We start from the raw sequence: 20,589 nt of genomic DNA, 5'->3' as shown, positions 1-20,589 counted from the left end.
GGCCGCCGGTGTCCCGGCGGCCCGGAACCGGACCGGCCCCGCGCAGAGAAATGAACCACCAGCCGTGCGACTGAACGAACTCGACGAACGCATCGTCCACGCCCTCGCCGAGGACGCCCGCCGCTCCTACGCCGACATCGGCTCCCTCGTCGGGCTCTCCGCGCCCGCCGTGAAGCGGCGCGTCGACCGGCTGCGCGCCATGGGCGCGATCACCGGTTTCACCGTACGGGTCGACCCCGCCGCGCTCGGCTGGGAGACCGAGGGGTTCATCGAGATCTACTGCCGCCGCAACACCTCGCCCGACGCCATCCAGCGGGGCCTGGAGCGGCTGCCCGAGGTCGTGGCGGCCTCCACCGTGACCGGGGAGGCGGACGCCGTCGTGCAGGTCTTCGCCGCCGACATGCGCCACTTCGAACAGGTCCTGGAGCGGATCGCGGGCGAACCGTACGTGGAGCGTACGAAGTCGGTGCTCGTCCTGTCCCCGCTGCTGCGCCGCTACTGAGGCCCCGGGAATTGGCTCCTCGCACCCGCGCGCAACGAATCGCCGACAGGGCGGCCGATCACACAACAGATCGATGGTTCGCGCGCAACGGACGCGTCTTGTCCCGCCCGGCCGCCGGACCGTAGCGTCAAGGCTGTCCCGGCGGACTCCCGCCGGACCCCCTTCGCACCCCGCCCGAGGTCAGCCATGCCCCCGCTCCGCACCGCCCTGCTCCAGAGCTCGGGACGGCCCGGCTCCGTCGACGGCGGTCTGCGCGTGCTCGACGAGGCCGCGGGCCGGGCCGCGGCGGCCGGGGCCGGGCTGCTCGTCTGCCCCGAGATGTTCCTGACGGGCTACGCGATCGGCGACGCCGTGGACCGGCTGGCCGAGACCGCCGACGGACCCGGCTCCGCCGCGGTCGCGGAGATCGCCGTACGCCACGGGCTCGCGGTGCTCTACGGCTACCCCGAGCGGGACCCCGCGCCGGCGAGCGGCGCGATCTACAACTCCGCGCAGTTGATCGGCCCCGACGGCGGCCGCCTCGCCAACTACCGCAAGACGCACCTCTTCGGCTGCTTCGAGCGCACCTGGTTCACCCCGGGCGAACACCCCGTCGTCCAGGCGGAACTGGCCGGGCTGCGGATCGGGATCATGATCTGTTACGACGTGGAGTTCCCCGAGAACGTCCGCGCCCACGCCCTCGCCGGCACCGATCTGCTGCTGGTGCCCACGGCCCAGATGCACCCGTTCCAGTTCGTCGCCGAATCGATGGTGCCGGTCCGGGCCTTCGAGAACCAGATGTACGTGGCATACGTGAACCGCACCGGCGAGGAAGGCACGGCCGGCGCCGGTGCGGAGGGCGCGTTCGAGTTCGTCGGGCTGAGCTGCCTCGCCGGTCCCGACGGGGCCGTCCGGGTGCGCGCGGGGCGCGGCGAGGAGCTGCTCCTCGGGGAGGTCGACGGCGCGCTCCTGGCCGCCTCCCGGGAGGCCAATCCGTATCTGGCCGACCGCCGTCCCGGTCTCTACACGGCGCTGGGCTGACCTCCCGGTATCCGAGGAACCGTCCCGCCGCCCCCTGTCCCGTACCTGCCCGCGTTCCCTTACCTGCCCGCGAGGAGTCCGTACCCCATGACGTCCACGGTGCCCACCGCCGTCCAGCACACCGACGCGCAGCCGCCGATCACCATGGCCGGTCCCGACTTCCCCTACGCGTACGACGACTTCCTCGCCCACCCCGCCGGGCTCGGCCAGATCCCCGCGACCGAGCACGGCACGGAGGTCGCCGTCATCGGCGGCGGGCTCTCCGGCATCGTCACCGCGTACGAGCTGATGAAGATGGGGCTCAAGCCCGTCGTGTACGAGGCCGATCAGATCGGCGGACGGCTGCGCACGGTCGGCTTCGACGGCTGCGACCCCTCACTGACCGCCGAGATGGGCGCGATGCGCTTCCCGCCGTCCTCCACCGCGCTGCGCCACTACATCGACCTGGTGGACCTGGAGACCCGGCCCTTCCCCAACCCGCTGGCCCCCGGCACCCCGTCCACCGTGGTCGACCTCAAGGGCACGTCCCACTACGCGCGGACCGTCGACGACCTGCCGCCGGTCTTCCACGAGGTGATGGACGCCTGGAACACCTGTCTGGAGGAGGGCGCCGACTTCTCCGCCATGAACCGCGCGCTGCGCGAACGCGATGTGCCGCGGATCCGGGAGATCTGGGCCGAGCTGGTCGAGAAGCTCGACAACCAGACCTTCTACGGCTTCCTCTGCGACTCCCCGGCCTTCGCGTCCTTCCGGCACCGGGAGATCTTCGGCCAGGTCGGCTTCGGCACCGGCGGCTGGGACACCGACTTCCCCAACTCCATCCTGGAGATCCTGCGGGTCGTCTACACCGAGGCCGACGACCACCACCGCTCCATCGTCGGCGGCAGCCAGCAGCTTCCGCTGCGACTCTGGGAGCGCGCGCCCGGCAAGCTCACGCACTGGCCCGCCGGAACCTCGCTCGCCTCGCTGCACGACGGCGCGCCGCGCCCCGCGGTGACCCGGCTGCACCGTACGGCGGGCAACCGGATCACGGTGACGGACGCCTCGGGCCGGATCCGTACCTACCGCGCCGCGGTCTTCACCGCCCAGTCCTGGCTGCTGCTCTCCAAGATCGCCTGCGACGACTCGCTCTTCCCGATCGACCACTGGACGGCGATGGAGCGCACCCACTACATGGAGTCGTCCAAGCTGTTCGTGCCGGTGGACCGGCCGTTCTGGCTGGACGAGGCGGTCGACGACCGGGGCGAGCCGACCGGGCGGGACACGATGTCGATGACGCTCACCGACCGGATGACCCGGGGCACGTATCTGCTGGACGACGGGCCCGACCGGCCCGCGGTCATCTGTCTCTCGTACACCTGGTGCGACGACAGCCTCAAGTGGCTGCCGCTGTCGCCGGAGGAGCGGATGGAGGTCATGCTGGCCTCGCTCGGCGAGATCTATCCGAAGGCCGACATCCGCAAGCACCTCATCGGCGGCCCGGTGACCGTGTCCTGGGAGAACGAACCCTGGTTCATGGGCGCCTTCAAGGCCAACCTGCCCGGCCACTACCGCTATCAGCGGCGCCTGTTCACCCACTTCATGCAGGACCGGCTCCCCGCCGACCAGCGGGGCATCTTCCTCGCCGGGGACGACATCTCGTGGACGGCGGGCTGGGCGGAGGGCGCGGTGCAGACCGCGCTCAACGCGGTGTGGGGCGTGATGCGCCACTTCGGCGGCGCCACGGACCCCACGAACCCCGGGCCCGGCGACCTGTTCGACGCACTCGCGCCCGTGGAACTCCCGGAGGACTGAGGGCCGCCCGCGGCCCCCCAGATCATCCTCGTACGACAGGTGTCCACCGGCCGCCCGCGCCGGGACGGAGGCCCGGGTGCGCAGCGGGGCCGAGCGCCGCCGGCCCCGGGCGACCGAAGCGGGCGTACATCGGTACGGCGCCCCCTGGTCAGGGCCGTGGAACCGCTGATCCGGGCCCGTAAGCCCCGCCCACCGGCATAGGCTCGCGCACCCCAGGACCGGCACCACGCCCGGCCGGGCACCGTGCGAAGGGGGAGTCCAGGTGGCGGGAACAGGGGTGCGGCGCTCCGTGGCACAGCGCGAACGGGTCGAACGGCGCCGGGCCGTCCGGCATCACGCCATGACCGTCGCGGCCTCGGCGGTCGTCGCCGTCTCCACCGTCACCGGCGTGCTGACCGCCACCAGGGGAGGGGACGAGCGGGACACGGCCAGGCCGGAGACCACCCGGTCGCCGCTGGTCGCGCCGCTGCCCGCGGTGCCCACCCCGGCCGCCGCGACCTCACCCGTACCGTCGCCGTCGCCCTCGCCGTCGGCCGTCACGCTGTCGGCGCCGCCGCGTCCCTCCCGTACGTCCGCGCCGCCCGCACCGCCCAACTCGTCGGCCGCCGGGGAGAGCCGGACCGCCGGGCCCGCGGACGCCCCGCTCTACCGGCATCCCGCGTCCCAGGTCCTCGACTGGATCACCACGCACCGCGACGATCCCCGGCGTCCGCTGATCGAGTCACGGATCGCGGCGCGGCCTGCGGCGGTCTGGTTCGCCGCGTACAACCCCGGAGCCGTCACGGGCGAGGTGCGCGCGGTGACGGCCGGGGCCGCCGAAGCGGGCCGGGTGCCCGTCCTCGTGCCGTACGCGATCCCCGACCGGGACTGCGGCGGCGCCTCGCAGGGCGGCGCGCCCGATCTCGACGCGTACGACGACTGGATCCGGGAGTTCGCGGCCGGGCTCGGCGGGGGAGCGTCGATCGTCGTCCTCGAACCCGACTCGGTCGCGCTCTCCGACTGCCTCGACGAGGCGGCGCGCGCCGCCCGGTACGCCTCGCTGGCCCGCGCCGCCCGTACGATCCACGCCGCCGCCCCGGAGGCGAGGGTCTACTTCGACGCGGGCCACTCCGGCTGGCATCCGGCGCAGCGGCAGGCGGAGCTGCTGCGTGCCGCCAGGGCCGCGAGCAGCGGTGACGGCATCTTCACCAACGTCTCCAACTTCCACCGCACCGCCGACGAGGCGGCGTACGCCCGGCAGGTACTGGCCGCGCTGGGCGGCCCGGCGCGGCTCGGCGCGGTGATCGACACCAGCCGCAACGGCAACGGGGCGCCGGCCGCCGGGCAGTGGTGCGATCCGGCGGGGCGGGCGCTGGGCCGGGCGCCGACGACCGACACGGGCGAGGCGCGGATCGACGCGTACCTGTGGGTGAAGCTGCCGGGGGAGTCCGACGGCTGCAAGGGGGCCGCGGGCTCGTTCACCCCCGACTACGCCTACGAGCTGGCGACGGGCTGAGCGGGCTCGTCGGGACCCTGGGGCTCCCCGGGTCCCTGGGGCTTCTCGGGTCCCTCGGGTCCCTCGGGTCCCTTGAGGTGGGCCGGGGCGAAGGCGCGCAGCACGTGGTAGCCGGTGATCACGACGATCGTGCCGAGCGCGATCCCGCCGATCTCGAAGGTGTCGGAGAACTTCAGGCTCACCCCGCCGACCCCGATGATGATGCCCGCGGCCGTCGGCACCAGATTGAGCGGATTGCGCAGATCCACCCCGGCGTTGGTCCAGATCTGCGCGCCGAGCAGGCCGATCATGCCGTACAGGATGACGGTGATCCCGCCGAGCACCCCGCCCGGGATCGCGGCCACGACCGCGCCGAACTTGGGGCAGAGCCCGAAGAGCAGGGCGAAGCCCGCGGCGGCCCAGTACGCGGCGGTGGAGTAGACGCGGGTGGCGGCCATGACGCCGATGTTCTCGGAGTACGTGGTGTTGGGCGGGCCCCCGACGGCGGTGGAGAGCATCGAGGCGGCGCCGTCCGCCGCGATCGCCGTGCCCAGTTCGTCGTCGAGCGGGTCCCCGGTCATCTCACCGACGGCCTTCACATGGCCCGCGTTCTCCGCGATCAGCGCGATCACGACCGGCAGGGCGAGCAGGATCGCCGACCACTCGAAGCTCGGCCCGTGGAAGTCCGGCAGCCCGACCCAGGGGGCCTTGCCGACCCCCGACAGGTCCAGCCGCCAGTGGTCGACGGCCTCGGCGCCGCCCGCGGGGGAGTGGATCCGGCCGAAGACCTGGTCGAAGACCCAGGAGATCCCGTACCCGAAGACCAGCCCGAGGAAGATCGCGATCCGGGACCAGAAGCCGCGCAGACAGACCACGGCGAGCCCGGTGACCACCATGACCAGCAGCGCGGTCCACTGGTCCTGCGGCCAGTACGTGGCGGCCGTCACCGGCGCCAGGTTGAAGCCGATCAGCATCACGACCGCGCCGGTCACCACGGGCGGCATCGCGGCGTGGATGATCCGGGCGCCGAAGCGCCGTACCGCGAGCCCGGCCAGGAGGAGCACGCCGCCGACGACCAGGATCGCGCCGGTGACGGTGGCGCTGTCGCCGCCCGAGGCCCGGATGGCGGCGGCCACGCCGACGAACGAGAGCGAACACCCCAGATAGCTCGGCACCCGGCCACGGGTCGCCAGCAGGAAGATCACCGTCGCGACGCCGGACATCATGATCGCGAGGTTGGGGTCCAGCCCCATCAGGACCGGGGCGACGAACGAGGCGCCGAACATCGCCACCACGTGCTGGGCGCCGAGTCCGGCCGTACGGGGCCACGACAGCCGCTCGTCGGGGCGGACGACGGCGCCCGGTGCGGGCGTGCGCCCGTCTCCGTGCAGGGTCCAGCGCACGCCGAGCTTCATGGGTGGGGCTCCACTTCTGGGTCGCGTCCGGTGCGGTGACCGGCGCCGCCACGGCCGGGTCCGGTCCGGGCTCCCTCGACCGGACGGCTGCGTGGCTGAAAAGATCAGCGCCCATCGTAGTGCCGCGAGTGCGCCGCGCCCGCCGTGGCCGTCCCGCCCGGCGTCCGCCGCTCAGGCCAGGGGGTCGGGCGCCGCCGCCTGACCGCCGGCCCGTTCGCCGCCCGTGGCGCGCTCCCCGACGTCATCCCCGACGCCGTCACCCCCGCCGTCCCCGCCCGCGACGGCGCGCCGGTCGCCCGTACGCAGCACCCCCGCGCCCACGATCAGCCCGCAGGCGAGCACCGTCACCAGCCCGAACGAGGCCACCAGCGACGTCGCGTCGGCGACCGCGCCGATCGCCGAGGGGGCGATCAGCCCCGAGGTGTACGTGATGGTGGCCACCCCCGCGATGGCCTGGCTCGGGTTCGGTCCCGAGCGTCCGGCCGCCCCGAAGGCCAGCGGCACGACGACCGCGACCCCGAGCCCCAGCAGTCCGAAACCGGCCATGGCGACCAGCGGGTCCGGCGCGACCACCACCAGCAGGCCGCCCGCCGCGGCCAGCACCCCGCCGGTGCGCACCGTCCGTACCGCGCCGAACCGGTCGATCACCCGGTCCCCGGAGAGCCGGGTGATCGCCATGGTGAGCGCGAAGGCCGTCGTGGACGCGGCGGCCACCCCGGGCGAGGTGTCCAGGACGTCCCGCAGGTAGACCGCCGACCAGTCCAGGCTCGCGCCCTCCGCGAAGACCGCGCAGAACCCGACGACCCCGATGAGCAGCGCGGACCGGGGCGGCAGCGCGAACCTCGGCGGGGCCTCGGCCTCGGGTGCGCTGCGTACGTCCAGCACGCCCTGGCAGGCGATCAGGCCCAGCGCCGTGAGCACCAGGGCGGCGAGGAGATGGTGCAGCCGCGCGTCGGCGCCGAGATGGGCCGCGAGGGCGCCGGCCGCCGACCCGATCAGGGCGCCGGCGCTCCACATGCCGTGCAGGCTGGAGATGATCGACCGGTCGAGCCGGGCCTCGGTCTCCAGACCGACGGCGTTCATCACCACGTCCGACATGCCGGACGAGGCGCCGAAGACGAACAGCGCCGCGCACAGGGCGACGAGGTTCGGCGCGAGGGACGGCAGGATCAGCGCGAGCGTCCACAGGGCGAGCAGCCCGCGCAGCGCGGTGCGCGCGCCGAAGCGGTGGCTGATGGCCCCCGCGACCGGCATCGCGGTCACGGAGCCGATCGCGGGAAAGGCGAGTGCGAGACCGAGCTGCCCCGCGCTGAGGCCGGTGTGCTCCTGGATCCAGGGGACCCGGGTGGCGAAGCTGCCGGTGACCGAGCCGTGCACACAGAAGACGACGGCGATGGCGATCCGGGCCCGCCGCAACCCCCGCTTGTCGTGGACCGCTTCCGCTCGCATACCGTTCCGTCCTCCTCCGAGGGGGTCCCCCTTCGCGGGCGTCCCGTTGGTCCAGGGCCACCCCGTGACACACCTCCTCCGGTGCGCGAGTAAACTATCAGGAACCCTGCCTGATAAATAGAGGATTCCGCCATGGCCGCATCCCCGAGCACCGCCCGGGCCATCAACGACCGGCTGGCCCTGCGACTGCTCCAGCGGGAAGGCCCGCTGACGGCGGGACAGCTCAAGACGCTGACCGGGCTCTCCCGCCCCACCGTCGCCGACCTCGTGGACCGGCTCCAGGAATCGGGCCTGGTCAGGGTCGTCGGCGAGACCGGCGACCGCCGCCGGGGCCCCAACGCCCGGCTGTACGGGATCGTCGCGGACCGCGCGCATCTCGCCGCCCTGGACGTACGGACCGACAGCGTCGCCGTCGTCGTCGCCGATCTGCTCGGTGTCACCCTCGCCGAGGCCGTTCTGCCCATCGGCAGCGACACCGCCACGGAACCCGCCGTCGAACAGGCCGCCGCGCTGCTGGAACGCACCGCCCGGCAGGCCGGCGCCGTACCCCTGCACAGCGTCGGCATCGGCGCCCCCGGGCTGGTCGACGTCACCGGCGAACTCCGCGACAGCACCGGGCTGCCGGAGTGGCACCGGCGGCTCGTGTCCGTACTCCAGGAGCGGCTGCCCGCCACCGTCCTGGTCGAGAACGAGACCAACCTCGCCGCCCTCGCCGAGCAGCGCCTCGGCGCCGCCCGCGGCCAGAACACCTTCGTGCTGCTCTGGATCGGCCACGGCATCGGCGCGGCCGTCGTGCTCGACGGCCGGCTCCGCAGGGGTGCCTCGGGCGGCGCGGGCGAGATCGGCTTCCTGCCCGTGCCGGGCACCTCGGGGCTGCCCTCGGCGACGACCTGCGACGGCGGCTTCCACAGCCTGGCGGGGTCGGCCGCCGTCTGTGAACTCGCCGAGGGGTACGGGATCGTGCCCGCCCCGGGCGCGCCCCAGGAGCCGCCGTCCGCCGCGCTGGTACGCGCCGCCACCGGGGACGCGCGGCCCGGCGCCGCGGCGTTCCTCGACGCCCTCGCCGACCGGCTGGCCATCGGCGCCGCGGCGGTCGCTGCGGTCCTCGACCCCGGCCGGATCGTGCTGGCCGGGGAGGTCGGCCACGCGGGCGGCGAGGCGCTGGCGGCCCGCGTCGAGGACCGGCTCGCCGCGATGTCCCCGCTCCGTACGGAGGTCAGACCCGGCACGCTCGGCGGCGCCGCGGTGCTCCGGGGCGCGCTGCTCACGGCGCGCGACGCGGCGCAGGACGCGCTGTTCGCGCCGGGCACCTGAGGCCGGGACCTGAGGCCGGGACCTGAGGCCGGGCACCTGAGGCCGGGGGCCTGAGGCCGGGAGCCGGTGCGCCGTACCAGGTTTCCGCCCGGTATATGAGACGCCGGACCCCGGGCCGGCCCCGGGCCACCGCCGTCGCCCCGTCCCCGAGCGGTCGGCGCCCCGGCGGAGGTGCAGGTGAGAGGGGTGGAGCGCAAGCCCCCGGCGGCATTCCCGGCCGTTCTGTGAGTCAGCCCACAGCGCTCGCCCGGAACGCCGACGATCAGCCGTGGCACACTGGTCGCGTACCAGCAGCAGCGCACTCCGGGGTCGGTGTAATTCCGAACCGGCGGTTACAGTCCGCGACCCGGCCGCATCCAGTGGCCGGTTGACCAGGTGAGATTCCTGGACCGACGGTGAAAGTCCGGATGGGAGGCAGTGCGCGGCGGGCCCTCGCGGGTTACGCCGTACCGGGCGGTTCGTCCATCGACGAGCCGGTTCCTCGGCCTCGGCGTTCCCCTGTGGTGTTCCCGTTTCTCTGTCGTCATCGACAGGCCCCGGAGTCCGTGCCCGAAGAGGCAGGAGGACCCGGGTGGCCACCCAAGCCGAACGCGTCACCGACGCGGACGCCATGCGACGAGCCGTCGCGCTCGCCGCCCGCGGACTCGGCTCCACCAGCCCCAATCCGGTCGTCGGATGCGTGATCCTGGACGCCTCGGGACACCTCGCGGGCGAGGGCTTCCACCAGCGCGCCGGCGGACCGCACGCCGAGGTCCACGCCCTGCGCGCGGCGGGATCCCGGGCCCGGGGCGGCACCGCGTACGTCACCCTCGAACCCTGCGCCCACACCGGCCGCACAGGACCCTGCGCCCAGGCGCTGATCGACGCCGGGATCGCCCGCGTCCACTACGCGGTCCCCGACCCGAACCCGCAGGCCGCCGGGGGCGCCGCCACCCTGCGCGCCGCCGGGGTCCCCGCCGCGCCGGGGCTGCTCGCCGCCGAGGCCGAGGCGGGCAACACGGCCTGGCTCACCTCCGTACGCCGGGGCCGCCCGTACGTCCTGTGGAAGTACGGGGCCACCCTCGACGGCCGGATCGCCGCCGCCGACGCCACCAGCCGCTGGATCACCTCCGCCGAGGCCCGCGCCGACGTCCACCGGCTGCGCGCCGAGGCCGACGCGGTCGTGGTCGGCTCCGGCACCGCCCGCGCCGACGATCCCCACCTCGCGGTCCGCGGCGTCGAGGGCGCCGTCCAGCCGCTGCGGGTCGTCGTGGACACCGAGGCCACCGCCGTGCGGCCCGGTGCCCGGGTCCTGGACGGTGCCGCGCCCACCCTGATCGCCGTCGCCGAGGACGCCGACGCGCGCCATCTCCCCGACGCCGTACGGCTGCCCCGCGCGGCCGGGGGCCGGGGGCTCTCCGTCCCCGCCCTGCTGGCCGCCCTGCACGAGCGCGGCGTCCGCTCCGTACTCCTCGAAGGCGGCCCGGCCCTGGCCGGCTCCTTCGTCGCCGCCGGAGCGGTCGACAAGGTCGTCGGCTATCTCGCCCCGGTCCTCCTCGGCGCCGGTCCCGCCGCGCTGGGCGACGCCGGAATCACCACGATCGCCGGGGCGTTGCGCCTGCGGATGACGGAGACCGTACGGATCGGCCCCGACCTGCGGATCACCGCGATCCCCGAAACGACCGGCGAGACACCCGAAACCCCCGAGATCACCGGGACCTCTGAAACCTCCGAGACCCCCGAGACCAGCGAGACCCCCGAAACCTCCGTCGCCCGGGCCGCCGAGCCCGCCGCGACCGCCACGAAGGAGCGTTGAGTGTTCACCGGAATCGTCGAAGAACTGGGTGAGGTCACCGCCGTGGAGAACCTCGGTGACTCCTCCCGCTTCCGTCTGCGCGGACCCGTCGTCACCGAGAACGCCCGGCACGGCGACTCCATTGCCGTCAACGGTGTCTGTCTGACGGTCGTGGAGTCCGGGGACGGCGAGTTCACCGCCGATGTGATGGCCGAGACGCTCGACCGGTCCAGCCTCGGCGCCCTCGGGGCCGGCTCCCGCGTCAACCTGGAGCGGCCGATGGCCCTCGGCGGGCGGCTCGGCGGACACATCGTCCAGGGCCATGTCGACGGCACCGGCACCATCGTCGAGCGCACGCCCTCCGAGCACTGGGAGATCGTCAAGATCTCGCTGCCCGCCGCCCTGACCCGCTACGTCGTGGAGAAGGGCTCCATCACCGTGGACGGCGTCAGCCTCACAGTGGTCGACGCCGCGACCGACCACTTCACCATCAGCCTCATCCCCACCACCCTCGCGCTGACCACCCTCGGCATCAAGGGACCGGGCGACCCGGTCAACCTGGAGGTCGACGTCATCGCGAAGTACGTCGAGCGCCTGCTGAGCCCCGCCCAGCGCGCACAGGCCGAGGAGTCCGCGCGGTGAACACCCTGTCCTGGCTGAACGGTGAGGCGTTCACGGCCTTCGGTCAGCACCTGCTGTGGTCCGACATGATCGGCAACACCATCGGTCTGGCCGCCCTCGCCCTCGGCTGGCGGCGCTCCATCTGGAGCTGGCCCGCCCAGCTCCTCTCCGGCGTCATCCTGGTCGGCGCGTACGCCTCCGCCCACCTCAGCGGCGGCGTCGGCAAGCAGCTCCTGGTCATCGGTGTCGCGGTGTGGGGGTGGCGGCAGTGGCAGCGCGGGAAGCAGCAGGCGCAGGACGGCTCCATCGCCGTACGGTTCGCCACCTGGCGCGAGCGCGGGCTGCTCCTCGGCGGTACCGCCCTGGGCACCCTCGCCGTCGGCGGGCTCTTCGTCGCCGTACCCGAACTGTCCTGGAACCCCTGGCCCGACGCGTACATCTTCACCGGCACCCTCGCCGCGATGATCGCCCAGGCACGCGGCCTCGTCGAGTTCTGGTTCGCCTGGCTCCTCGTCGACCTCGTCGGCGTCCCGCTCGCCTTCAGCAGCGGACTCGCCTTCTCCGGCTTCGTCTACGTCATCTATCTCGCCCTCGTCCTGTGGGGCATGCGCGACTGGTGGCAGCGCTCCCGCGCCGGCGCCATGACCCTGGAAGGAGCAGCAGCATGACAGCCCGTCCGTCACCCCTGACCGCCCTCGAAGAGGCGCCGTCCGCCGACGCCCCGCGCCCCACCTGGTACTCCCGCGACAATGTCGAGGACCTCTCCCTGGACCCGGTGGCCCAGGCCATACGCGACATCGCGGCCGGCCGGCCCGTCGTGGTCGTGGACGACGAGGACCGCGAGAACGAGGGCGATCTCGTCATCGCCGCGGAGAAGGCCACGCCCGAGATCATCGCCTTCATGATGAGCGAGTGCCGCGGCATGATCTGCGCCCCCATGGAGGGGCCGGAGCTGGACCGGCTCGAACTCCCGCAGATGGTCGGCAACAACACCGAGTCGATGCGGACGGCCTTCACCGTCACCGTCGACGCGGCGGCCGTCCACGGCGTCACCACCGGGATCTCCGCCGCCGACCGCGCCACCACGCTCCAGCTCCTCGCCTCGGGCGACGCGCGGCCCGGCGACTTCGTCCGCCCCGGCCACATCTTCCCGCTGCGCGCCCGGGCCGGCGGGGTGCTCGTACGCAACGGCCACACCGAGGCCGCCGTCGACCTCGCCCGGCTCGCCGGTCTGCGCCCCGCCGGCGCGATCGTGGAGATCGCGGGCGAGGACGGGGTGATGCTGCGGCTGCCCGAGCTGATCCCGTTCGCCCGCAAGCACGGCCTGACGATCATCTCCATCGAGGACCTGATCGCGTACCGCCGCACCTCGGAGCCCTCGGTCCGCCGCGAGGCCGAGGTCAGCCTGCCCACCGCCCACGGCGACTTCACCGCGTACGGCTACCGCTCCACCGTGGACGGCGTCGAGCACGTCGCCCTCGTCCACGGGGAGCTCGGCGACGGTGAGGACGTGCTCGTACGCGTCCACTCCGAGTGCCTGACCGGCGACATCTTCAGCTCCCAGCGGTGCGACTGCGGACCCCAGCTCCAGGCGTCCATGGAGCGCGTCACCGCGGAGGGCCGCGGAGTCGTCGTCTATCTGCGCGGCCACGAGGGGCGCGGCATCGGCCTGCTCTCCAAGCTCCGCGCGTACGAACTCCAGGAGCGGGGCCGCGACACCCTGGACGCCAACCTGGAGCTGGGGCTGCCCGCCGACGCCCGTGACTACGCGGCGGGCGCGCGGATCCTCGACGACCTCGGGGTACGCAGCCTGCGGCTGATGACCAACAACCCCGACAAGACCACGGCGCTCGTCCGGCACGGCCTGCGGGTCACCGGGCGCGAGGCGATGCCCGTCCAGGCCGGCGAGCACAACCTGCGCTATCTGCGGACCAAGCGCGACCGGATGGGCCACGACCTGCCGTGGCTCGACGCCGCCGCCACCGCGACCACCTGCGGCAACCAGTAGGACCGTACGAGACCGTACGGCCCGACGACCGACGACCGACGAGAAGCACAGCATGCGAGGAGAGACGTGAGCGGCAAGGGCGCACCCGAACTGAGTGTCAAGAACTGCGGAGACCTCCGGGTCGCCGTGATCGCGGCACAGTGGCACGAGAAGATCATGGACGGCCTGGTCGACGGAGCCCTGCGGGCCCTGCGCGACCTCGGCATCGACGAACCGACCCTGCTGCGCGTGCCCGGCAGCTTCGAGCTGCCCGTCGTCGCCAAGGTGCTGGCGGGCCGCGGTTACGACGCGGTCGTCGCGCTCGGCGTCGTCATCCGGGGCGGCACCCCGCACTTCGAGTATGTGTGCCAGGGCGTCACCCAGGGCCTCACCCAGGTCTCCGTGGACACCGGAGTCCCCATCGGCTTCGGCGTACTGACCTGCGACACCGAGGAACAGGCCCTGGACCGGGCCGGTCTCGAAGGCTCCCACGAGGACAAGGGGCACGAGGCGGTCACCGCCGCCGTCGCCACGGCCACCACCCTGCGTACCGTCGCCGAACCCTGGCGCCAGGAGCCCGCGAGCAGCCGCGTAAAGTGAGCGCCACCATGTCCAAGAAGACGTTCGAGGAGCTCTTCAGCGAGCTCCAGCAGAAGGCCGCCCAGGGCGACCCCACCACCTCCCGCACCGCCGAACTGATGGAAAAGGGCGTACACGCCATCGGCAAGAAGGTCGTCGAGGAGGCGGCCGAGGTGTGGATGGCCGCCGAGTACGAGGGCAAGGAAGCCGCCGCCGAGGAGATCTCCCAGCTCCTCTACCACGTCCAGGTGATGATGGTCGCGCGCGGAATCTCCCTTGACGACGTGTACGCCCATCTCTGAGCATCACCTCAGTACCACTTCGTACCGTTCCACCCCTTTCCTCCACGCTCACCCTCCGCACGAACTCCGCACGAAGGAAGACGACCTCATGCTGCGCATCGCCGTTCCCAACAAGGGTTCTCTCTCCGGGCCTGCGTCGGCGATGCTCCATGAGGCCGGATACCAGCAGCGCAAGGAGTCCAAGGAACTCGTCCTGGTCGACCCGGACAACGAGGTCGAGTTCTTCTACCTGCGCCCCCGCGACATCGCGATCTATGTGAGCTCGGGCCGCCTCGACATCGGCATCACCGGACGCGATCTGCTGCTGGACTCGGAGGCCGACGCCGAGGAGATCCTGCCCCTCGGCTTCGCGCGCTCCACCTTCCGCTACGCCACCAAGCCCGGCACCGCCACCGGGGTCGGCGAGTTCGGCGGCATGACCGTCGCCACCTCGTACGAGGGCATCGTGGCCCGGCACCTCGCGGACCACGGCGTCGACGCCTCCGTCGTCCACCTGGACGGCGCGGTCGAGACCGCCATCGAGCTGGGCGTCGCCCAGATCATCGCGGACGTCGTGGAGACCGGCACCTCGCTGCGGAACGCGGGCCTGGAAGTGATCGGCGAGCCGATCATGACCTCGGAGGCGGTGGTCATCCGCCGTACCGGCGCCGGCACCGAGGAGCCCAAGGTGCAGCAGTTCCTGCGCCGCCTCCAGGGCGTCCTGGTCGCCCGTACGTACGTGATGATGGACTACGACTGCCGCGCCGAGCACCTGGAGCGCGCCGTCGCCCTCACGCCGGGCCTCGAATCGCCGACGGTCTCCCCGCTGCACAACGAGGGATGGGTCGCCGTCCGCGCGATGGTCCCCTCGAAGGAGGCGCAGCGGATCATGGACGACCTCTACGAGCTGGGCGCCCGCGCCATCCTCACCACGGCCATCCACGCCTGCCGGCTCTGACCGGCTCCGGCCGGCCCGGCCCCTCGCGCCCTCCGAGCATCCTCCGATCTCCCTCCGAGCACCCTCGATGTCATCCCGGGAAGACCCAGAACCCATGTCCGTGCCCGCCCCCGTACCCGCCCTGCCGGTCACGTTCCGGCCGACCGTCACCCGTACGGTGCTGCTCTCCGTCGGCACGGTCATGTTCGTGGTCATCTCGGCCATCGGCCTGATGCTGGAGCAGCTCAGCGCGGGGGAGCGGCTGAGCTTCATCGTCACCGCGCTGCTGTTCTTCGGCGTACTGGCGCTGCTCAGCCGCCCCAAGGTCGTCGCCGACGACACGGGGGTGACGGTCGTCAATCTCACCCGCACCCGCCGGCTGGAGTGGGCCGAGATCCTGCGGGTCAACCTGCGGCCCGGCGACCCCTGGGTCTTCCTCGACCTCAGCGACGGCAGCAGCCTGCCCGTCCTCGGCATCCAGCCCGGCGTGGCCAGGGATCGCGCGATCCGCGACGCCCGCGCGCTGCGCGACCTGACCGAATCCCGTTCCGCGCGGGACGACGACGGGCGCTGACACCCCTTCGTACCAGGCGCCGGCACCCCGTCGTACCGGGTGCTGACAGGCTCCGGTACGGCGACGGGCCACCAGGTCCTGTCCGCCCCGCCCCTGTCTTGATTACTCTGGTGGCGGAGGCGCCGAGTGCGCCCCGCCCCGCATCAGACGGCCGCGACGGCCCGCGGGGCAATCCTGCGACCCGAGGAGTGACTCCCTCCAGCAATGGACGGATCGTCCGGTAGTACCTGCGCCGCCCCCTTCGACGAGGCGGCGGCATGACCATCCCCCTTCTGCTGCTCGCCGCAGCGTTCCTTCTCATCCTCGCCAACGGCTTCTTCGTGGCGGCCGAGTTCGGCCTCATCACGGTGGACCGCCCCGACGCCGAGCGGGCCGCCGCGGCGGGCGACCGCCGCGCCCGTACCGTCGTCAGAGCCCTGCGCGAACTCTCCTTCCAGCTCTCCGGCACCCAGCTCGGCATCACCATCACCTCGCTGGTCGTCGGCATGCTCGCCGAGCCCGCGCTCGCCGAACTGCTCGGCGGGCCGCTCGCCGCGACCGGACTGCCCGCCGGGGCCGTCTCCGGCATCGCGGTGGTGATCGGCATGCTGCTGGCCTCCGCCGTCCAGATGGTGATCGGCGAACTCGTCCCCAAGAACTGGGCGGTCTCCCGGCCGCTCCAGGTCGCGGGGTTCGTGGCGGGGCCGCAGCACCTCTTCTCCACCGTGTTCCGGCCGGTGATCTCCCTGCTCAACACGGTCGCCAACCGGCTCGTCCGGATACTCGGCGTGGAGCCGACCGACGAACTCGCCTCGGCCCGCACCCCCGGCGAGCTCGTCTCCCTGGCCCGCCACTCCGCCCGGGCGGGCACCCTCGAACAGGACACCGCCGACCTGTTCGTACGGACCCTCTCACTCGGCCGGCTCACCGCCCAGCATGTGATGACCCCCCGCGTGAAGGTCAGCGCCCTCCAGGCGGACGCGACGGCGGCGGACGTCGTCAACCTCACGCGGGCCACCGGGCTCTCCCGCTTCCCCGTCTACCGGGAGCGCATCGACGAGATCATCGGCATGGTGCACCTCAAGGACGCGCTCGCCGTCCCCGTCGCGGAGCGGCTGCGCACCCCGGTCGGCCGGATCGCCCTTCCCGCGCTGTTCGTCCCGGAGAGCCTGCCCGTGCAGCAGCTCCTGGAGCGGCTGCGCAACGAGCAGCCGATAGCCGCGGTGGTCGACGAGTACGGCGGTACGGCCGGGGTCGTCACCCTGGAGGACATCGTCGAGGAACTGGTCGGCGAGGTGCGCGACGAGCACGACGCCGAGGGGGACGGGCGGCCGGAACTGGCCCCCGTCGACCCGGTGGACGGCCGCCCCGCCTGGGAGGCCGACGGCAGCGCCCGGGTCCTCACCCTGCGGCGCATCGGACTCGACGTCCCCGAGGGGCCCTACGAGACGCTGGCCGGTCTCGTCGCCGATCTGCTCGGACGCATCCCGGCCCCCGGCGACCGCGCGGAGCTGCCCGGCTGGCGGCTCTCCGTACGCCGGGTGGACCGCTACCGGGCGGAGCGGGTCCGGCTGATACGACTGACGGACGACGGCCCGGCCGAGCCCGTACCGGTGGTACGGGGCGTTCCGGCCGAGGTCCCGGCGCCCGGGCCCGCGCCCGCCGCCGCTCCCGCGATGGCGGAGGGCGTCCGATGAGCGTGCTGCAACTCGCCTTCGCCCTTCTCCTGGTCCTCGCCAACGGCTACTTCGTCGGCGCGGAGTTCGCCCTCGTCTCCGTACGCCGCAGCCAGATCGAACCGCACGCCGCGCGCGGCTCGGCCCGGGCCAGACAGGCGCTGTACGGGCTGGAGAACCTGCCGCAGATGATGGCCGCCGCGCAGTTCGGCATCACCGTCTGCTCCCTGACGCTCGGCGCGGTGGCCGAGCCGACGGTGGCGCACCTCCTGGAGCCCGTCTTCCACGCGGTACGGGTACCGGAGGGCCTGGTCCACCCGCTGGGGTACGTCATCGCCCTGGCGCTGGTCGTCTTCCTGCACCTCGTCATCGGCGAGATGGTCCCCAAGAACCTCGCCATGGCCGCCCCGGAGAAGACCGCGCTCTGGCTCAGCCCCGGTCTGGTCGGCTTCGCCCGGCTCTGCCGGCCGGTCACCGCCGCGCTCGGCGCCTGCGCCCGGCTCGTGCTGCGGGCCTTCCGCGTCGAGCCCAAGGACGAGGTGGAGGCCGTCTTCACCAGCGAGCAGCTCAACCGGCTCGTCGAGGACTCGGGACAGGCGGGGCTGCTGGAGCCCGAGGCGCAGGAGCGTTTGGAGGACGCGCTGGAGCTGGGCAGCCGCCCGGTCACCGACGTGCTCCTCACCCGCGCCTCACTGATCACGGTGAACCCGGCCGTCACACCGAGGGAGATCGAGGAGCTGACGGTACGCACCGGCTACTCCCGCTTCCCGGTGTGCGCGGAGGGCGGCGGCGCCTTCATGGGGTATCTGCACGTCAAGGACGTCCTCGATCTGGAGACGGCGGACCGGGCCGTGCCCCAGCACGTCTGGCGGCCGATGGCGACGCTCAGCGCGGAACTCCCGCTGGACGACGCCCTCACCGTGATGCGCCGCGCGGCCACCCATCTCGCCCAGGTCGCGGACGTGTCCGGGCGGGTGCTCGGCCTGGTGGCCCTGGAGGACGTCCTCGAAATGCTGGTGGGGGAGGTACGGGACCCCTCCCACCGGGAGGTGTCCGCCACCCGGGCGACCCTCGTCGGCGAACAGCGCACGGACCAGGCCGCCCAGGCCCTGGCCCGCTGAGGCCCTGGTCTCCGGACCGGTCTCCCGGGCCCGGCGGGATCATGTTCCCGTCGGGTCCTGGGAGCCCCGGCCCGCCGGGCCGCGCCCCGAGAGCACCTCGCCGTACGCCTGCATCAGATCGGGCAGCCTCAGCGTCGCCAGGTCATCGCGCGTAGGAGTACCGCTGTAGCCGGAGAGCCGCAGATCGCGGTAGGCGCAGCTCTTCTCGTACAGCGTCCGGACGAACCGGCCGTTGCCCAGCTCGTCGATCCACCCCTGGTCGACCACGTGCCCGCTGATCGAGCGCAGCTCGTCCACGGACTCCTCGTCCCACACATCACCGTTCTCCGCGGCCAGCACCCCGCCGATCGCGGTCAGTTCGAGCGGCCGGTAGCTCGGGAAGTCGACCCGGCTGGTGAAGCGCGAGGAGAGCCCGGGGTTGGTGGCGAGCAGCCGGTCCATGCCCTCCGGATAGCCCGCCAGGATCACCACGAGATGGTCCCGGTTGTCCTCGGCGCGCTTCAGCAGCACCTGAAGGGCCTCGTCGCCGTAGGCGTCGCCCTTGCTGTAACCGGAGTTGGAGAGGCTGTACGCCTCGTCTACGAAGAGCACCCCGCCGATCGCCGAGTCGATCAGCTCGTTCGCCTTGACGGCGGTCTGGCCCAGGAACTCGCCGACCAGATCGGCCCGTTGCGCCTCCACGAGATGGTCCCCGCCGAGCAGCCCCAGCGCGTAGAAGATCCGGCCCAGGATGCGCGCCACGGTGGTCTTGCCGGTGCCCGAGGGGCCGGAGAAGACAAAGTGACGTTTCGGCGGCTGGACGGGAAGCCCCTGACCGGCCCGCAGCCGCGCCATACGGAGCTGCGCGGAGACCGCCTTGACCTGCCGCTTCACCGGTTCGAGCCCGACCATCCGCTCCAGCTCGGCCAGCGCCTCGGCGAGCAGCGCCGGATCCGTCGGCCCCTCGGGGAAGCGCGCCGCCGGGGGCTGCGCGGGCGGGGGCGGCAGCTTCTCCCGGAGCGACTCGGGCACGGCGGGCGGACCGCTGCCGCCGAGCGGCGGCTGCGGCTCCCTGCCGACCAGGACGTCGGAGCCGAGCGGCCCCTCCGGATCGCTCTGCGCCTGCGCCTGGGGCTGGGCCTCCGTCAGGTCCGCCGCGTCCTGGCCGAGCCCGGCCAGCGCCACGGAGGCCAGCCCCATCGGGTCGTCGGGGCTCTCGTAGCTGTCGTACCCGTCGGAGTCGGTGATCGCGGCGAGCCGCGCCGCGGTGTCCATGAACGCCGGGTCGAGGCGGTGCACGGCCCGGTAGAGCGGCAGGGCGGCGGCGCTGCGCCCGGTGCCCTCGTGGGCGCGGGCCAGCCAGTACCGCAGCTCCTTGCGCTGGGGCTGCTCGCTGCGGCAGCGCATCAGCGCGGTGGCGAGCAGCGGCTCGGCCTGGCCGAACATCTCCAGCCTGACCCGGGCCATCCCGCCGAAGAGACCCGCCTCGATACCGAGCAGCGGATCGTGGACGAGCTGCTCGGTGTGGCGGCACAACTGGTCCCAGTCCTTGACCAGATAGGCGCGGCAGGCGTGCAGGAAACGCACCTGCGGGTCGGTGTCCACCGGCGGCAGCTCCGCCAACGCCCGGTCCAGCTCGGGCACATGGCGCCCGTCCAGCCAGTGCGAGGCGTGCGCCAGCCGCAGGTCGCGCCCGCTCTCCAGCACCGGCTGGACCCACCAGCCCAGCCAGTACCAGGAGTTCAGGGTGCGGCGGTGGCGGGTGCGCTGCTCGCCGAAGCGTTCGCGATGGCGGTACATGTGGATCAGGGCGGTGGTGGTCTCGACGCGCAGCGCGTGCAGCCCGAGCCAGCCGTCGGCCATCCCCGGATCGAGCCGGACGGCAGTCCTGAACTCCTCCTCCGCCTGGGGGTACGCCCCCATGGTGTAGGCGTCCACCCCGCGCACCCAGGCGAGGTCGGCCGGGGCTCCCGTGCCCTGCGTGCCGATATCCATCAGGTCCCCCACAAACCGTGCCCCCGTGATGTCCCGCCGGGCGGGCGCCCGTCGGCAGCGTACTGAACCACCATGACGCGGACGGGAATTGACCGCACTCAGAGGCATCGTACCTGCG

18 protein-coding genes and 1 riboswitch are annotated in these 20,589 nt (G+C 73.1%); of the genes, 15 read left to right on the top strand and 3 right to left on the bottom strand.

What is annotated here, in order from left to right:
• Positions 1-64 precede the first annotated feature (64 nt).
• From ACIO3P_RS28860 to ACIO3P_RS28845, 4 genes are all read left to right on the top strand, one after another.
• Complete coding sequence (locus ACIO3P_RS28860) at positions 65-502, top strand: Lrp/AsnC family transcriptional regulator (RefSeq protein ID WP_401854430.1); 438 nt, start codon at positions 65-67, stop codon at positions 500-502.
• Between the two features lie 186 nt (positions 503-688).
• Complete coding sequence (locus ACIO3P_RS28855) at positions 689-1,522, top strand: carbon-nitrogen hydrolase family protein (RefSeq protein ID WP_401793233.1); 834 nt, start codon at positions 689-691, stop codon at positions 1,520-1,522.
• 87 nt (positions 1,523-1,609) lie between these two features.
• Positions 1,610-3,316, top strand: a complete 1,707-nt coding sequence (locus ACIO3P_RS28850; RefSeq protein WP_329828403.1) for an NAD(P)/FAD-dependent oxidoreductase — start codon at positions 1,610-1,612, stop codon at positions 3,314-3,316.
• A 340-nt stretch (positions 3,317-3,656) separates the two neighbouring features.
• The gene (locus ACIO3P_RS28845) at positions 3,657-4,811 is read left to right on the top strand and encodes a glycoside hydrolase family 6 protein (RefSeq protein WP_401854515.1); all 1,155 of its coding nucleotides are present in this window, start codon (positions 3,657-3,659) and stop codon (positions 4,809-4,811) included.
• On the opposite strand, the gene ACIO3P_RS28840 is transcribed toward ACIO3P_RS28845, so the two are convergent.
• Positions 4,790-6,205 carry a uracil-xanthine permease family protein gene (locus ACIO3P_RS28840; protein WP_401854432.1) on the bottom strand — a complete coding sequence of 472 codons (1,416 nt, stop codon included), beginning with the start codon at positions 6,203-6,205 and terminating at the stop codon, positions 4,790-4,792. The two genes, ACIO3P_RS28845 and ACIO3P_RS28840, sit on opposite strands and share 22 nt — an antisense overlap.
• A gap of 171 nt (positions 6,206-6,376) precedes the next feature.
• Positions 6,377-7,654 (bottom strand): MFS transporter, encoded by a 1,278-nt coding sequence (locus tag ACIO3P_RS28835; protein ID WP_401854434.1) that lies wholly within the window; start codon positions 7,652-7,654, stop codon positions 6,377-6,379.
• Between the two features lie 132 nt (positions 7,655-7,786).
• Here ACIO3P_RS28835 and ACIO3P_RS28830 point away from each other — a divergent pair, with 132 nt between their 5' ends.
• From ACIO3P_RS28830 to ACIO3P_RS28780, 11 genes are all read left to right on the top strand, one after another.
• Positions 7,787-8,968 (top strand): ROK family transcriptional regulator, encoded by a 1,182-nt coding sequence (locus ACIO3P_RS28830; protein WP_401854436.1) that lies wholly within the window; start codon positions 7,787-7,789, stop codon positions 8,966-8,968.
• 294 nt (positions 8,969-9,262) lie between these two features.
• Positions 9,263-9,393: riboswitch (FMN riboswitch) on the top strand.
• A gap of 185 nt (positions 9,394-9,578) precedes the next feature.
• Positions 9,579-10,763, top strand: coding sequence for a bifunctional diaminohydroxyphosphoribosylaminopyrimidine deaminase/5-amino-6-(5-phosphoribosylamino)uracil reductase RibD (ribD, locus tag ACIO3P_RS28825; RefSeq protein WP_401854517.1), 1,185 nt, complete (start codon positions 9,579-9,581; stop codon positions 10,761-10,763).
• Positions 10,764-11,384, top strand: coding sequence for a riboflavin synthase (locus ACIO3P_RS28820; RefSeq protein WP_329828399.1), 621 nt, complete (start codon positions 10,764-10,766; stop codon positions 11,382-11,384). It abuts the gene before it with no gap.
• A 65-nt stretch (positions 11,385-11,449) separates the two neighbouring features.
• Positions 11,450-12,031, top strand: a complete 582-nt coding sequence (locus ACIO3P_RS28815) for a nicotinamide riboside transporter PnuC (protein WP_401793392.1) — start codon at positions 11,450-11,452, stop codon at positions 12,029-12,031.
• On the top strand, positions 12,028-13,371 hold the full coding sequence (locus ACIO3P_RS28810) for a bifunctional 3,4-dihydroxy-2-butanone-4-phosphate synthase/GTP cyclohydrolase II (protein WP_401793254.1): 1,344 nt from the start codon (positions 12,028-12,030) through the stop codon (positions 13,369-13,371). The genes ACIO3P_RS28815 and ACIO3P_RS28810 overlap by 4 nt, the downstream gene beginning before the upstream one ends.
• Before the next feature lie 66 nt (positions 13,372-13,437).
• Positions 13,438-13,950: a 6,7-dimethyl-8-ribityllumazine synthase gene (gene ribH / locus ACIO3P_RS28805; protein WP_329828396.1), complete on the top strand. Its 513-nt coding sequence runs from the start codon at positions 13,438-13,440 to the stop codon at positions 13,948-13,950.
• An 8-nt stretch (positions 13,951-13,958) separates the two neighbouring features.
• Complete coding sequence (locus tag ACIO3P_RS28800) at positions 13,959-14,231, top strand: phosphoribosyl-ATP diphosphatase (RefSeq protein ID WP_329828395.1); 273 nt, start codon at positions 13,959-13,961, stop codon at positions 14,229-14,231.
• An 88-nt stretch (positions 14,232-14,319) separates the two neighbouring features.
• Positions 14,320-15,168, top strand: coding sequence for an ATP phosphoribosyltransferase (hisG, locus tag ACIO3P_RS28795; RefSeq protein ID WP_329828394.1), 849 nt, complete (start codon positions 14,320-14,322; stop codon positions 15,166-15,168).
• Between the two features lie 94 nt (positions 15,169-15,262).
• Positions 15,263-15,721 (top strand): PH domain-containing protein, encoded by a 459-nt coding sequence (locus tag ACIO3P_RS28790; protein ID WP_329828393.1) that lies wholly within the window; start codon positions 15,263-15,265, stop codon positions 15,719-15,721.
• 257 nt (positions 15,722-15,978) lie between these two features.
• Positions 15,979-17,397: a hemolysin family protein gene (locus ACIO3P_RS28785; RefSeq protein WP_329828392.1), complete on the top strand. Its 1,419-nt coding sequence runs from the start codon at positions 15,979-15,981 to the stop codon at positions 17,395-17,397.
• The gene (locus ACIO3P_RS28780) at positions 17,394-18,497 is read left to right on the top strand and encodes a hemolysin family protein (RefSeq protein WP_329828391.1); all 1,104 of its coding nucleotides are present in this window, start codon (positions 17,394-17,396) and stop codon (positions 18,495-18,497) included. Before ACIO3P_RS28785 ends, ACIO3P_RS28780 begins: the two co-directional genes overlap by 4 nt.
• A gap of 39 nt (positions 18,498-18,536) precedes the next feature.
• Here the strand turns inward: ACIO3P_RS28780 and ACIO3P_RS28775 are convergent, their stop codons facing one another.
• Positions 18,537-20,471, bottom strand: a complete 1,935-nt coding sequence (locus ACIO3P_RS28775) for an AAA family ATPase (protein ID WP_329828390.1) — start codon at positions 20,469-20,471, stop codon at positions 18,537-18,539.
• Positions 20,472-20,589: the final 118 nt, after the last annotated feature.

Origin of the sequence: Streptomyces sp. NPDC087310 (genome assembly GCF_044744405.1) — a bacterium.
Taxonomy (GTDB): Bacteria; Actinomycetota; Actinomycetes; order Streptomycetales; family Streptomycetaceae; genus Streptomyces.
This window is presented reverse-complemented; position numbering and strand designations above follow the sequence as displayed.